The sequence below is a fragment of the Pacificoceanicola algae genome, assembly GCF_049341065.1.
Taxonomy (GTDB): domain Bacteria; phylum Pseudomonadota; class Alphaproteobacteria; order Rhodobacterales; family Rhodobacteraceae; genus Pacificoceanicola.
The window spans coordinates 216,294-229,540 of the sequence record NZ_JBMPIX010000005.1; the positions used below are offsets into that span (position 1 = coordinate 216,294).

The 13,247-nt window shown below is 61.1% G+C and carries 14 protein-coding genes; 3 read left to right on the top strand and 11 right to left on the bottom strand.

Features of this window, described 5'->3' with window-relative positions:
* Position 1: 1 nt before the first annotated feature.
* The 3 genes from pufM (at position 2) to dxs (ending at position 4,147) form a co-directional block, all read left to right on the top strand.
* The gene (pufM, locus tag ACOYQJ_RS10085; protein ID WP_422905896.1) at positions 2-985 is read left to right on the top strand and encodes a photosynthetic reaction center subunit M; all 984 of its coding nucleotides are present in this window, start codon (positions 2-4) and stop codon (positions 983-985) included.
* 5 nt (positions 986-990) lie between these two features.
* On the top strand, positions 991-2,112 hold the full coding sequence (pufC, locus tag ACOYQJ_RS10090) for a photosynthetic reaction center cytochrome PufC (RefSeq protein WP_422905897.1): 1,122 nt from the start codon (positions 991-993) through the stop codon (positions 2,110-2,112).
* A gap of 106 nt (positions 2,113-2,218) precedes the next feature.
* On the top strand, positions 2,219-4,147 hold the full coding sequence (gene dxs / locus ACOYQJ_RS10095) for a 1-deoxy-D-xylulose-5-phosphate synthase (RefSeq protein ID WP_422905898.1): 1,929 nt from the start codon (positions 2,219-2,221) through the stop codon (positions 4,145-4,147).
* A 97-nt stretch (positions 4,148-4,244) separates the two neighbouring features.
* On the opposite strand, the gene ACOYQJ_RS10100 is transcribed toward dxs, so the two are convergent.
* From ACOYQJ_RS10100 to bchL, 11 genes are all read right to left on the bottom strand, one after another.
* A complete protein-coding gene (locus tag ACOYQJ_RS10100; RefSeq protein ID WP_422905899.1) occupies positions 4,245-4,679 on the bottom strand; it encodes a c-type cytochrome in 435 nt (144 codons plus the stop codon).
* Positions 4,680-4,779: 100 nt separating this feature from the next.
* Complete coding sequence (gene hemA / locus ACOYQJ_RS10105; RefSeq protein WP_422905900.1) at positions 4,780-5,994, bottom strand: 5-aminolevulinate synthase; 1,215 nt, start codon at positions 5,992-5,994, stop codon at positions 4,780-4,782.
* A complete protein-coding gene (gene puhE / locus ACOYQJ_RS10110) occupies positions 5,984-6,796 on the bottom strand; it encodes a putative photosynthetic complex assembly protein PuhE (RefSeq protein ID WP_422905901.1) in 813 nt (270 codons plus the stop codon). Before puhE ends, hemA begins: the two co-directional genes overlap by 11 nt.
* Before the next feature lie 43 nt (positions 6,797-6,839).
* Entirely contained in the window at positions 6,840-7,967 is a 1,128-nt protein-coding gene (gene acsF / locus ACOYQJ_RS10115; RefSeq protein WP_422905902.1) for a magnesium-protoporphyrin IX monomethyl ester (oxidative) cyclase, read from the bottom strand.
* On the bottom strand, positions 7,964-8,260 hold the full coding sequence (locus tag ACOYQJ_RS10120) for an O2-dependent cyclase accessory protein (RefSeq protein ID WP_422905903.1): 297 nt from the start codon (positions 8,258-8,260) through the stop codon (positions 7,964-7,966). The genes acsF and ACOYQJ_RS10120 overlap by 4 nt, the downstream gene beginning before the upstream one ends.
* Before the next feature lie 15 nt (positions 8,261-8,275).
* Positions 8,276-8,737 carry a photosynthetic complex assembly protein PuhC gene (gene puhC, locus ACOYQJ_RS10125; RefSeq protein ID WP_422905904.1) on the bottom strand — a complete coding sequence of 154 codons (462 nt, stop codon included), beginning with the start codon at positions 8,735-8,737 and terminating at the stop codon, positions 8,276-8,278.
* A gap of 15 nt (positions 8,738-8,752) precedes the next feature.
* On the bottom strand, positions 8,753-9,391 hold the full coding sequence (gene puhB, locus ACOYQJ_RS10130; RefSeq protein ID WP_422905905.1) for a photosynthetic complex putative assembly protein PuhB: 639 nt from the start codon (positions 9,389-9,391) through the stop codon (positions 8,753-8,755).
* A gap of 31 nt (positions 9,392-9,422) precedes the next feature.
* Positions 9,423-10,190, bottom strand: a complete 768-nt coding sequence (gene puhA / locus ACOYQJ_RS10135; RefSeq protein ID WP_422905906.1) for a photosynthetic reaction center subunit H — start codon at positions 10,188-10,190, stop codon at positions 9,423-9,425.
* Between the two features lie 30 nt (positions 10,191-10,220).
* Positions 10,221-11,657 (bottom strand): PucC family protein, encoded by a 1,437-nt coding sequence (locus ACOYQJ_RS10140; protein ID WP_422905907.1) that lies wholly within the window; start codon positions 11,655-11,657, stop codon positions 10,221-10,223.
* Positions 11,654-12,334: a magnesium protoporphyrin IX methyltransferase gene (bchM, locus tag ACOYQJ_RS10145; RefSeq protein WP_422905908.1), complete on the bottom strand. Its 681-nt coding sequence runs from the start codon at positions 12,332-12,334 to the stop codon at positions 11,654-11,656. The genes ACOYQJ_RS10140 and bchM overlap by 4 nt, the downstream gene beginning before the upstream one ends.
* Positions 12,334-13,230 (bottom strand): ferredoxin:protochlorophyllide reductase (ATP-dependent) iron-sulfur ATP-binding protein, encoded by an 897-nt coding sequence (bchL, locus tag ACOYQJ_RS10150; RefSeq protein ID WP_422905909.1) that lies wholly within the window; start codon positions 13,228-13,230, stop codon positions 12,334-12,336. Before bchL ends, bchM begins: the two co-directional genes overlap by 1 nt.
* Between the last annotated feature and the right edge of the window lie 17 nt (positions 13,231-13,247).

A 13,247-nucleotide genomic window follows, 5' to 3' on the forward strand; every position in this document is an offset into this window, starting at 1 on the left:
GATGATTGAATATCAGAATATTTTCACGCAAGTGCAGGTCGAAGGTCCAGCCGAATGGGGCATGGACAACGAAAACAACATGGCCGAAGAGCGGATGATCAAACCGTTCTTCAGCCGCCTGATGGGTCTGATCGGCAATGCGCAGATCGGCCCGGTGTTTCTGGGCTGGACCGGCATGGTCAGTCTGGCCACCGGCATCCTGTTTCTGAACATCGTCGGCCTGAATATGCTAGCCCAGGTCAATTACTCGATCCCCGAATTCCTGCGGCAGGGGTTCTGGCTGGCGCTTGAACCGCCCAGCCCCGGCTACGGATTGCAGATCCCGCCGCTGGACGACGGGGGTTGGTACATCATCGCCAGCTTCATGTTGCTGGTCAGTGTCTGCACATGGTGGCTGCGCAGCTATCTGCTGGCCGAGCAGCACAAGATGGGCAAACACGTGGCCTGGGCCTTTGCCAGTGCCATCTGGTTGTTCCTCGTGCTGGGTCTGTTCCGTCCGATCCTGATGGGATCATGGAGCGAGGCGGTGCCCTACGGGATCTTCCCGCACCTTGACTGGACCACCGCCTTTTCGATCCGCTACGGGAACCTCTACTACAACCCGTTCCACTGCCTCTCGATCGTCTTCCTCTATGGCTCGGTCCTGCTGTTTGCCATGCACGGCGCAACCATTCTGGCGGTCAGCCGCTTTGGTGGCGACCGCGAGCTGGAGCAAATCGTCGACCGGGGCACCGCCTCGGAACGGGCAGCGTTGTTCTGGCGCTGGACCATGGGCTTCAACGCCACGATGGAAGGCATTCACCGCTGGGCCTGGTGGTTCGCAGTGCTCTGCCCGATCACTGGCGGCATTGGCATCCTGCTGACCGGTACGGTCGTCGACAACTGGTTCATCTGGGCACAGGAGCACAACTTCGCGCCGATGTATGACGGCAGCTACGGCTATGAGGCCTTCGGGTCTTACGAAGCCTTCATCGGAAAGGAGTGAGACCCATGTTTCCCAAGTGGTTTGACAAATGGAATCGCGATAACCCGGTGAATGTCGAATTGCCCGCCATTGTGGTAGGGGTGGTTGGATCTGCGGTGATCGCGGTGGTGGCTCTGGTGGTCTTGGGTCAGCCCTTTGCCACGGACAGCCTGCAATCAGGACCGCGCGGCACCGGCATGTCGGTGCCCGAGTTCAAATCGGATCTGGCAACGCCCGATCCGACCATTGCCCTGATGATCGAGGACGGCCCCTATGTCCCCGAAGCGGGTGAAGAGCTTGCCAAGGATCTCTACCAGAATGTGCAAGTTCTGGGTGAACTGACCGATGCCAACTTCAACCGACTGATGGCGGCGATGACCCGGTGGGTCGCGCCCGAGGCCGGATGCGCCTATTGCCACGGTGACGGCGATCTTGAGACTTATGGCGAGGACACCCTTTATACCAAGGTCGTCGCCCGCCGGATGATCCAGATGACCCAGAACATCAACGCGAACTGGGATGGCCACGTCAACGCCAACAAGACGGTGGGCGTGACCTGCTTCACCTGTCACCGCGGTCAGAACGTGCCAAGCGACATCTGGTTCCAGATGGGCGAGGTCAACAAATCCGCCTCGGGCTGGGCGGCCCAGCAGAACCGGGTGACGCCGTTGACCCAATATACCTCGCTGCCGACAGATGCACTTGAAGCCTATCTTCTGAATGGCGAGATTATCGCGGTCCACGATCTTGAAAGCCGCGTTCCGGGCATTCCGGGCAAAGACGATTACCCCGGCATTCAAAACGCCGAGCGGACCTTTTCGCTGATGAACTACGTGGCCAATTCGCTGGGGGTGAACTGTACCTTCTGCCACAACACGCGCGCCTTCTATGACGGCAGCCAAGTCACCCCGCAGTGGGGCACCGAAGCCCTTGGCATCCAGATGGTGCTTGAGATGAACAACGACTATCTCGTTCCGCTCAAGGATACCTTTCCCGAAAACCGGCTTGGCCCGGTGATGGGCGATGCACCCAAAGCCGCCTGCAAGACATGCCACAAAGGGTATCAGCAGCCGCTGCAAGGCACCAACGTCATCAACGACTGGCCGGAACTGGCCACGACGTCAGGCGCGCCGGACTACGGTCAATAAGGCCTCTGCCGGCGGCGCACCGGATGCGCCGCCGGCACCAAATCGCGCCGTTCGCGCCCCGCTATGCGCGGGCGACGCCATATCCACCCCGCGGGAGGAGAGCGCGATGACACTGGATACCTCACAGACCCCGTTGCTTGACCGGATTGCAGGGCCATCGGACCTGCGCCAGATGCCGGACGAGAAACTTGCCAAGCTCGCCGACGAGGTCCGCGCCGAAGTGATCTCGGCGGTTTCAAAAACCGGCGGGCATCTGGGCTCTTCACTTGGCGTGGTCGAGCTGGCCGTGGCAATCCACGCGGTTTTCAATACTCCGATGGACAAACTCGTCTGGGACGTGGGCCATCAGTGCTATCCCCACAAGATCCTGACAGGGCGCCGCGACCGCATGCAAAGCCTGCGCCAGAAAGACGGGCTGTCAGGATTTACCAAACGCAGCGAAAGCGACCACGACCCTTTTGGTGCGGCGCACAGCTCGACCTCGATCAGCGCGGCGCTGGGGTTTTCGGTGGCGCGCGATATGGGGCGGCCCACGGGGGATGCCATCGCAGTTATCGGCGATGGGTCGATCAGCGCCGGCATGGCCTATGAAGCGCTGAATAACGCCGGGGCCGAGGGACGCCGACTGTTCGTGATCCTGAATGACAATGAGATGAGCATCGCCCCGCCGGTGGGGGCCATGTCATCGTACCTCAGCCGGATGTATACCGCCGAGCCGATGGCGCGGATGAAAGTGCTTGCCGAAGGGTTCGAGGCCGCGATGCCCGAACCCATGCGGCAAAGCGCCAAGCGCGCGCGGCAGTTGGTGACTGGTCTGACCGGTAGTGGCACGCTGTTCGAAGAGCTGGGCTTTGATTATATCGGGCCGATTGATGGCCACGATATGGATCAGTTGCTTCCGGTCCTTCGCGCCGCTCGGTCGCGTGCCACGGGGCCGGTACTGATCCATTGCTGCACCGTCAAAGGCAAAGGCTATGCACCTGCTGAGGCCAGCGCGGACCGCGGGCATGGCGTGTCGAAGTTCGACCCTGCCACCGGTGCACAGGCAAAATCCAGCCCTGGCGCGCCCAGCTATACCAGCGTTTTCGGCAAGGCTCTGTTGGCCGAGGCTGCCCGCGACGAACGCGTCGTGGCGGTGACGGCTGCAATGCCGTCCGGCACCGGGGTCAACCTGATGGCCGAGCGGTTTCCGGGACGCGTCTTTGATGTCGGGATTGCCGAACAACATGCGGTCACCTTTGCCGCCGGGATGGCAGCCAGCGGGCTGCGGCCGTTCTGCGCGATATACTCGACCTTCCTGCAAAGGGGTTACGATCAGGTGGTACATGACGTTGCGCTGCAACGCCTGCCTGTGCGCTTTGCCATCGATCGTGCAGGGCTGGTCGGCGCCGATGGCCCGACCCATGCCGGCGCCTATGACATTGCCTATCTGAGCAATCTGCCTGGGTTTACGGTCATGGCCGCATCGGACGAGGCCGAGCTGACTCACATGGTTGCAACGGCCGCCGCCCATGACGACGGGCCGATCGCCTTTCGCTATCCACGCGGCGCAGGCACCGGGGCGCAATTGCCCGAACGCGGACGTCTGCTGGAGATCGGCAAAGGCCGGATACTGGACGAGGGGGAGGATGTGGCAATTCTGTCTTACGGCGCGCACCTTCAGGAATGCCGCGCGGCGGCTGAGATGCTGCGCGAGGCGGGACTCTCTGTCACACTGGCAGATGCACGCTTTGCCAAGCCGCTGGACAGTGATCTGGTCTTGCAACTGGCCAAAGGGCATCGCGTTCTGCTGACCGTCGAGCAAGGGGTCGAGGGCGGCTTTGGCTCGATTGTCATGCATTCTCTGGCGCGGATGGGGGCCTTCGACAGGGGGCTGGCAATCCGCAATGTCTGCCTGCCTGACCGCTTCATTAACCACGGCACCCCGTCCGAGATGTATCAGGATGCGGCCATGACCGCCTTGGACATCGCTCAAACCGCCCAAACGGCAATGGGCGCCAGCGGCAAAGTCGTGTCTCTGAGCGTGGCACGCTGAAGCCCTTCAGGGCATTGGTTCAAGTGGACCCAAACAGAAAAAGGCCCGCGTCCGGCACTTTGGACGCGGGCCTTTTTGCTTAAGAAGTAATGTTCTCTTATTGCTCGCCGACTGATACCAGATAGGCCCAGACGTTGATCGCGTCGTCTTCCTTGCGCACGCGATAGGTCATCTTTCCGCGAGCTGATTTGTCGTCCAGATAGTCGCGCAGGAACCCGGTTGCGTCCTGCACATAGGGCACGAAATGTTCTTCGTCCCAAGTCAGCCCTGCCTCACCGGCAGCGACCATGAACTTGGAATACCCAAAGCCATCGACGCTGCCGGCTGTGCGACCGGCAACGCCATAAAGGTTCGGGCCAACCTTGCCGCCTTTTTGGATGTCATTGCCGTCAGCGTCCTGAATCGAGTGGCAGGACTTGCACTGGCGAAACACCTTTTCGCCCTCGGCGGGATCTCCGCTTGCATGGCTTTCCGCGAAAGCCGTAGTACTGGCGCTGAACAAAGCGATCATCGCAATTACATTTGTCTTCATGAGACTTCTCCCTGTTTCATGGATCATGACAACTCCGCTCCTCGACGTGTTGCAAGAAATGGCCAAGTCAACCTGAGGCAGAACAATTCAAGTCACCCCGTCAGGCAACCGCATGGGCGAGGGCGCATTGCCGCCAAAGAACCGTCAAGGCTTCGATCAAGCGGTTGATATCCGCGTCGGTGTGCAAGGGCGAAGGAGTAAAGCGTAGGCGCTCGGTGCCCTTGGGAACGGTCGGATAGTTGATCGGCTGAACGTAGATGCCATAGTCGTTCATCAGGATATCCGCCAACATCCGGCATTTCACCGGATCCTTGATCATCACCGGGATGATGTGGCTGGGGTTGTCCAGGTGCGGGATGCCGCGCTTGTCGAGCAGTTCACGCAGTCGGGCAACCTGGCGGCGCTGCATCTCGCGTTCGGTTTGTGAGGTCTTGAGATGCGCGATCGAAACCTGCGCCGCCGCCGCGACGGCGGGGGGCAGAGCGGTGGTGAAGATAAAGCCGCTGGCAAAGGAGCGGATGAAGTCACACAGCGCCCTGGACCCCGAGATATAGCCACCCATGCAGCCATAGGCCTTGCCAAGAGTGCCTTCGATCAGAGTGATGCGGTCGGCCAGCCCTTCGCGTTCGCTGATGCCACCGCCGCGCGGACCGTAAAGGCCAACGGCATGAACTTCGTCCAGATAGGTCATCGCGCCGTGCTTTTCGGCAACTTCAACGATCTCGGCCATGGGGCTGATGTCGCCGTCCATGGAATAGACCGATTCAAAGGCGACGATCTTGGGCGCATTGGCCGGCAGGGCGGCAAGTTTGCGATCCAGATCTTCGGGATCGTTGTGTTTCCAGATCACCTTCTTGGCACGGGAATGGCGGATGCCTTCGATCATCGAGGCATGGTTCAGCGCATCGGAGAGGATCACGGCATCGGGCAACCGGCTGCCCAGCGTTGAAAGCGCCGCCCAGTTCGACACATAACCAGAGGTGAACAGCAGCGCGGCTTCCTTGCCATGCAGATCGGCCAGTTCGGCCTCAAGCTTGACGTGATGGTGGTTCGTCCCGGAGATGTTCCGCGTTCCGCCCGCCCCGGCGCCACATTGGTCAACCGTGTCCTTCATGGCCTGGCGCACCGCTTCGTGCTGGCCCATGCCAAGGTAGTCGTTCGAACACCAGACAGTAACCTCGTCGGGGGCGTCGTCATCATAGCTTTTGGCGGTGGGAAAATCCCCGCAGCGGCGTTCAAGTTCGGCGAAGATCCGATAGTTGCCTTCGTCCTTGAGCGCATTGAGCTGCGCATTGAACATGGTATCAAATTCCATGATTTTCCTCCGGGTGTCGTGTCTTGGTCGTTTCTTTGGGCGCGGGCAACATCCAGCGCCAGAGCTTTGCGTCGGGCAGGGGAAGCACCATCAACCAGTGTTCCAGAAGCGCCAGCGCGGTGATTGCGGTCAGTAGGGCAAAGCCCGTCGTGTCTTGCAGGGTTTCGGCGGAGTAGAGGCGTTCCAGCCAACAGGCCGTGGCAAAGGTCAGCGCCGTGATCGAGATCGGAAAAACCCAGTTGAGGCGTTGAATGCGAAAGTGGCTTGCCAGATGCGCCAACGCCTTGGGGATGAATTCGGTATTGATGCGCGGCACCCCGAAATAGAGGTTCAGTTTGGCCGAGATGCGCGCGAAATAGAGGATCGTATAAGTCCAGAGCCCAAAGGTGTTTTCCGAACCCTCGCCGAACATCCAGAGCACGATGAGAAAGCCGGTCAGAACCATTTCGTGATAGGCAACGGTGCCCCAAGCCCGAATGAAACGTTCCCACTCGGGCAGCTTATCAGGGCAGGGGTAGAGATTGGGGCCGGTGATGGTTCCGGTCAGGAAAGACAGCTCGATCCAACCCCAGATCGCAAGCGCCGCCAGAAAGGCGTAATAGGCGCTGGCAGCGGAGGTGGCAGTCAGCGAGTTGTCATAGGCCCAAATGCCAAGCACCAGAACGGGCAGGGCGGCCAGAGTGGCGCCCAGACGGGCGCGGGCTCCTGCGCGTTCGGCATATCGCACAACGATCAGGATCGCCCCAGTGGAAAACCACCAGAGAAACAGCGCTGCAAGCGCGGCGATCCAAGGGCTGCTCATCGCTGGCCCCCTTGCACCCTGCGATATGCCGAAAACTGGCCCATCAGTAAGCAGGCTCAAGCCGGGTGCTGGCAGGCACGCGATGCTTTTTCGCCGGGATCGTATAGAGCGAGACAAAGGCCATCCCCGCCCGCGCCTGCGCCGACAGCCGCTTGGCCAAAGCGCCAAGTCCCTTGGCATGCCGCGCTTGATCGAGATCGGCATTGGCCTTTTGCAGGCGTTTGAGCCCGGCCGCCCAACGCGGGTGGTCGATGTCCAGCGTGATCGGGAATATCTGCTTGCTCAGCTCGCTTGTCTTGACGAAGACTTCGTGCCCGTACCAATCCGGATCGACGCCAAGCGCCTTGTGGAACACCGGGCGCTGATGATCGCGTACATGCATGGTGGCATAGACCGCCGTGAGAAAGAACTTGATCCACAGCACGTTTTTGCCAGAGGTCAGCTTGGGGTCCGTCTTCATCAGCAGAGCGAAGGCCTCGCCGTGGCTGAACTCATCGTTGCACCATTCCTCGAACCACTTGAAGATCGGGTGGAAGCGATGTTCGGGGTGCGCCTGAAGGTGGCGGAAGATCGTGATATAGCGCGCATAGCCGATCTTTTCGGACAGGTAGGTGGCGTAATAGATGAACTTGGGCCGGAAATAGGTGTACTTCTTGGCCTGCGTCAGAAACCCGAGGTTCACCGCAACGCCGGCCTCGCGCAGGGCATCGTTGATGAAACCGGCATGGCGGGCCTCGTCGCGCGCCATGAGTTGGAACAGCTGGGTGATGTCCTTGTTCGCGCCGCGGCGTTTCATTTCCTTGTACAGCACGCAGCCGGAAAACTCCGCCGTGCAGGAGGAGATCAGAAAGTCGATGAATTCCTTGCGCAGGGCCGGGTCCATCCCTTCCCAATCAACGTGATCCCAATCCTCGTTCTTCTTGAAATGGCCTTTGTTCGGGTCTGAAACCATCTGGTCGATCAACTTGTCCCAGTCCTCGCGGACCGATGACACGTCAAGCGCGTCCAGTTCGTCAAAATCCGTGGTATAAAAGCGCGGAGTCAGCAGCGTGTTCTGCATCGCCACATCGGTGGCGGATTTGCTGTCAAACTTGGCCTGCTCTTCTTGAATGGCAAGGCCTTCTTCCACGGTTGTGGCGTCGGCGGTGTGCTTTGCGGTCTGCATGTTCATAGCGTCACCTCTTCAGAGAAAGAAAATTCGCAAAGTTCCATGACTTCGAAGTCCCCGGTCATCCGGGTCCAGAGCCGTTCGAGAGAAGACGCACGCAGGATCGTCGCCTCGCGGTCTTCGCGGACTACTTCGCCGTAAGCGGCCATAATCTCGGGTCCGTGGACCTTGACCTCGTCGCCCGGATAGACCGTGGCGCCGTTGTTGAACCGCACATGCGCGTGCAGGCTCTCGAAGCAGTGTGACACTTCGACGGTGCAAGGGGCGCGTTCGATTTCTTTGGTAAGCCATCCCATTTATTGGCCTCCTCTCTATTGTGCCAAAAGCCGCGCGAAGGCCTTGGCGTTATCCGCACCGAATCCCATTAAATCGGCGCGCCAGCCTGTGCTGGGGTCGTGAATTTCCATGCGTCCTGTATCCTTCTGCAAAAGCACGACCGGGGCGTCAGGCGCGACGCCGGTCTTCTTCCTCTCATGCAGCAGGACCCGGTAGACACCGGAGATAAAACCGCCCTGTTCGGGCGTGAGGTCTGCGATCAGGGTGCCGTCAGGCGCATGCACCTGCGCGGCGCCGGACATGTCGCCCGACAGAACCAACTCGCGTTTCATGACCACCGCGCCCTCGGGCAGGGTGGCGACAAGCGGTTGCCCTGTCAGCCGTGCGACAGTGACCACCACAAGTACAGTCAAGACCAGAGCCAACATGGCGCGCACCATGCGCCGCGGGACAAGATCCCGGTCATAGGGCTGGGCGTGGGTGTCGATCTGGGTCATGGCTCGGGCTTTCCTTTATTCCGCCGCAACGGCGGCTGTAGCGGGCAGGGTCTGCCGCGCGACCTTCGGGGTGCTGATTTGCGCCTCGGCGGCTTCGGACAGCAGATGCGCGATCTCTTCGGCGTTGGGTATGCAGCGCAGGGCAGGCTGCGTGCGCTGGATCTTCCACGGGCGCACATGCGGCCAGCAGACCAGATAAGACAGGCGCGTGTCGCCCAGCAGGTCCAGCGCGATCGTCCCGGTGCCATTGCGGCGCAGCGCCAGATCGGCGCGGGAAATCTGCGAGAATGGCAGGTTCAAAGTCACCGTCAGGGCCGCGCCTATGCGCATGGCCACGCGGCGATTGGTGATCGTGTAGACCGTCGCCCGCGCCTGAATGAAACCGACCAGCATCAGAAGCGCCGCGGCAATCGCGCCGAGCACGACAAACGGAAAGGACGCCGCAAAGGCCGAGGCAAGACTGACCTGATCGATGAGCGTTCCAAACCGCCAAAGTGCGAGGCCAAGGAAATAGAGCGCCACCCACTTGAGGTTCAGCGAGTCCATCGTCAGCGCCCACCAGTTCGGGCGGCCCTGCCAAAGGATGTGCTCACCCTCTGGAGGGCGCTCGGGCAGGCCTTGGACAGGTTCAAAGGCGAAATCATCGTGGCTCATTGTGGCGCTCCTTGGCTGGGTAAAATCGGGATCAGCCCAGAACCGGCGCTTGCCGCGCCGCGCTGGCATAGAGCGTACCGCCCCCGTAATATCCCATGATCTTGTCTTCTTCGAGCAGGGTAACCTGACGCGGCGAGGCATGTTTCGGCACGCCGGGGAAATGCTTGCCAAAGATCAGGCGAACCTTGACGTGGCTTTTCCAGATCCGCGCGACGGTCATCGGGATCAGACGTTTGCCGCCGCCGTCTTTCAGAGTAACCTCAAGATAACGCACCAGTTGCTCTGGCTCGTCGATCCACATGTCGCTGATCGTGCCGACGATCTCGCCATCGCCTGCCTTGACCGGCAATCCGCGCGGATCACGGCCCGAGGCGACGTGGAAGCTTTCGTTGGCGCTCATCGGGACAATCTTGGGATGTCCGTGGCCATCAAGCTCTGGCACATCGCGGCGCGGCGCCCAAGAGGCAGGGCCGACACCATCCGCCATGGGATCGCCCGTCGGCTCGAATGGAAAGCCATTGCCGGCAGCCGTCTTTTCCAGCGGCAGATTAGGTCGCTCGGCGTTCTGACCGGACGGCACGGTGACCTCGCCGCGGCCATGCGGCAACTTGAAGGTCTTGTCCGAGGGGACGGGGAACATGCCCTGATTGGCAGATGGCTTCCCATCGTCATCCTCAAGCGGATAGCCCTCGCGCATGTTTTCGCGCTGAATGTAGAAAATCAGCAGCGCAAAGAAGATCCAGAACAGCCAAAGGCTCAGGCTGGCCAGATCGAAATTTCCGAAAAACGGTTCAGTCATGTCACTTTCCTTTCAAAAAGCGCGGCAAAATCATGTCGGGAAGTCGGCCAGGCCGATACGGGCCGCCTCTCGTTGGTTGTTGGCGGGGCGAATGAAACGCACCAGCGGGCCAAGCGCCGCGAGGGTGAGAAACAGCAGCCCGATCTCGATGTGATAGACAAAGGAATAGCCGGTCGCAGGGGTGTTCAGCGCCTCGCCCAAGCGCCCAGAGGTCGCCATCGCGCCAATCCAGTCGCGCAGACCGCCGCCGAGAGCGATGGCCAGGCCCGCGCCGGTCGCCTGCGCTGCGCCCCATGCGCCAAGCGCAAGGCCGTGACCTGCCAACCCCTTGACCGGCATGGTCATCGCCGCCGTCAACGTCGACACCGCGAACAGCCCGCCGCCAAACCCGATCAGGGTAGCACCGGCAAAGAACATCAGCGGCGACCCCATGGGCGCGGAAAAGACCACGACGGAAAAGGCCAGAATGCCGGACAGCAGCCCCATGGCTGCCAGCCGCATCGCATTGCTGCCCTTGGCCAGCATCCGCCCGGCCAGAGCAAAACCCGCCAGCGCGCCGACCGCCCAAACCGCCGTCAGAAGCGTGGTCGCAGAAACCGACAGCCCAAGGATTTCGCCGCCGTAGGGCTCCAGAAGCACGTCCTGCATGTTGAAACCGACGGTGCCGATAAAAACCACCGCCAGAAGCCGCCCGGCCTGACCGCCCGCGATCAGATCGTTCCACGCGTCGCGGAACCGGGGCCGAGGCGCGGCGCGTTCCTCGGCGCTCATCGGGCGAACTTTTTCCTGCTTCCACAGGGCGATCATGTTCAGCACAATGCCGACGACAGCGGCCCCCTGCACCACGCGCACCAGTCGCAGCGGCGTGAAGTCACGCAACAGCCAGCCGATCACGATCGAGGACAGCCCCATGCCCACCAGAAACATCACGTAAAGCAGCGCCACGACGCGCGGCCGCGTTTCATCGTTTGCGCGATCAGTCGCCAAAGCGAGACCGGCGGTCTGTGTCATATGCAGCCCGAGTCCCGTCATCAAGAAGGCCAGCGCGGCCAGCACCTCTCCGGCAAACGGGACATGGTGGACAGTATCGCCCGACAGCACCAAAAGCGCGAAGGGCATGACCGCGAGCCCGCCCATCTGCCAAAGCGACCCAAACCACAGATAAGGAATGCGCTTCCAGCCAATGGCGCTGCGGTGCGTGTCCGAGCGGAAGCCGAGCAAGGTGCGGAACGGCGCGATCAGAACCGGTAGCGCGATCATCACCGCGACGATGGTCGCGGCGACAGACAGTTCGACGATCATCACGCGGTTCAGCGTACCTAGCAGCATGACAGAGGCCATGCCCACCGAAACCTGAAACAACGACAGCCGCAAAAGCTGGCCCATGGGCAAGCCTTCGCTGGCCGCATCGGCAAAGGGCAAAAGCCGCGTTGTCAAAAGCTTGAGGTGGGCGGGGCGCAGGATCATGCGGCAAGCTCCATCGCCTGAGAAATGTAAAACCCGACGCTGACCCGGTTCAGCGGGGCCAGTTGGCCTGGGGCATCGGCCTTCAGGTGAGCCTGGCCAAGCGCGTCCGGGGCATGGGGAACCATGGTCGGGGAACGGTCTGAACGGGGGAACAACTGTCCCATGCGCCACATCGCCATCAAAAGCGGCGTGCGCGGCGCAACAGTAAAGACCACCTTGCCAGAGGTACGGCGTCCAAGACCGTCAAGCGCCCGGATCAGATCATTTTGCGCATAGTAGATCAGGCTGTCCATCGCGACGACATGATCGAACTGGCCCAGATCATCAGACAGCATATCGGCGGACAGAAACCGGACGCGCCCGTGCAAATCCAGCGGCAACCGATTTTGCGCGATTTCGATCAGGGACGGAGAGATATCCACCGCCAAAACCTGCGCTCCGCGCGCGGCCAACGCCTCGGTCATCTGACCCGCGCCGCAACCGGCATCCAGCACTCGCGCGCCACTCAGATCCTTGGGCAGACGGGACAACATATGTGCGCGCATCTCGTCACGCCCACGCCGCACGGTTTCGCGAATCCGGCTGACCGGAGCGTCGCTGGTCAGGCGCTCCCAAGTGCGGGTCGCGGTCTTGTCGAAATAGGTTTCGACCCGGCTTCGTGTTTGTTCATAGCTCATCAATCGAACCCCAAAAGCTCAAAGATGTCGCGATCTTCCATCGGCGCGGGCGCCAGCGGATCGGTTCCCCGCCACAGCGTTTCGGCCAGCCGGATGTATTCGGCACGGCAGGCGACGATGTCTTCATCGTCGTCCATTTCGAACAACGTCTTTTTCTTCAGGCGCGAGCGGCGGATCGCATCGACGTCGGGCATATGGGCGATGCGGTTGAAGCCGACCTTTTCGCAATAGCGGTCAACCTCGTTCGTCTCGCGTGAACGGTTGGCGATACAGCCAGCCAAACGCACCTTGTAATTGGCGGATTTGGCCTGAACGGCGGCGATGATACGGTTCATCGCATAAATGCTGTCGAAATCATTGGCGGTGACGATCACCGCGCGGTCGGCATGCTGCAAGGGCGCGGCAAACCCGCCGCAGACCACATCGCCAAGCACGTCGAAGATCACCACGTCGGTGTCTTCCAACATGTGGTGCTGCTTGAGCAGTTTGACGGTCTGCCCAACGACATAACCGCCGCAACCAGTGCCGGCGGGCGGACCACCAGCCTCGACGCATTTCACACCGCCCCAGCCCGTGGTCACAAAGTCTTCGGGGCGCAGCTCTTCGGGGTGGAAGTCCACCTCCTTGAGGATGTCGATCACCGTCGGTTGCAGGCGGCCGGTCAGGGTAAAGGTGCTGTCATGCTTGGGATCGCAGCCAATCTGCAAAACCCGTTTGCCCATCTTGGCAAAGGCTGCGGAGAGGTTGGAACTGGTGGTGGATTTCCCGATCCCGCCCTTGCCGTATACGGAAAAGACCTTGGCCCCTTCGATCTTGGCGGTGGGGTCCTGATGGACCTGCACCGATCCTTCGCCGTCCTGCCCCCGAAGCTGGGGGATGTCGTCGCGCGGGCTCATTTGGTCCTCCAATCGGC

Coding starts and splice junctions, on each gene's coding strand:
- pufM (WP_422905896.1), top strand. CDS start 2: ATGATTGAATATCAGAATATTTTCACGCAAGTGCAGGTCGAAGGTCCA.
- hemA (WP_422905900.1), bottom strand. CDS start 5,994: ATGGAATTTGATACCATGTTCAATGCGCAGCTCAATGCGCTCAAGGAC.
- bchM (WP_422905908.1), bottom strand. CDS start 12,334: ATGAGCTATGAACAAACACGAAGCCGGGTCGAAACCTATTTCGACAAG.
- ACOYQJ_RS10120 (WP_422905903.1), bottom strand. CDS start 8,260: ATGGGATGGCTTACCAAAGAAATCGAACGCGCCCCTTGCACCGTCGAA.
- acsF (WP_422905902.1), bottom strand. CDS start 7,967: ATGAACATGCAGACCGCAAAGCACACCGCCGACGCCACAACCGTGGAA.
- dxs (WP_422905898.1), top strand. CDS start 2,219: ATGACACTGGATACCTCACAGACCCCGTTGCTTGACCGGATTGCAGGG.
- puhC (WP_422905904.1), bottom strand. CDS start 8,737: ATGACCCAGATCGACACCCACGCCCAGCCCTATGACCGGGATCTTGTC.
- ACOYQJ_RS10140 (WP_422905907.1), bottom strand. CDS start 11,657: ATGATCCTGCGCCCCGCCCACCTCAAGCTTTTGACAACGCGGCTTTTG.
- bchL (WP_422905909.1), bottom strand. CDS start 13,230: ATGAGCCCGCGCGACGACATCCCCCAGCTTCGGGGGCAGGACGGCGAA.
- puhA (WP_422905906.1), bottom strand. CDS start 10,190: ATGACTGAACCGTTTTTCGGAAATTTCGATCTGGCCAGCCTGAGCCTT.
- puhE (WP_422905901.1), bottom strand. CDS start 6,796: ATGAGCAGCCCTTGGATCGCCGCGCTTGCAGCGCTGTTTCTCTGGTGG.
- ACOYQJ_RS10100 (WP_422905899.1), bottom strand. CDS start 4,679: ATGAAGACAAATGTAATTGCGATGATCGCTTTGTTCAGCGCCAGTACT.
- pufC (WP_422905897.1), top strand. CDS start 991: ATGTTTCCCAAGTGGTTTGACAAATGGAATCGCGATAACCCGGTGAAT.
- puhB (WP_422905905.1), bottom strand. CDS start 9,391: ATGAGCCACGATGATTTCGCCTTTGAACCTGTCCAAGGCCTGCCCGAG.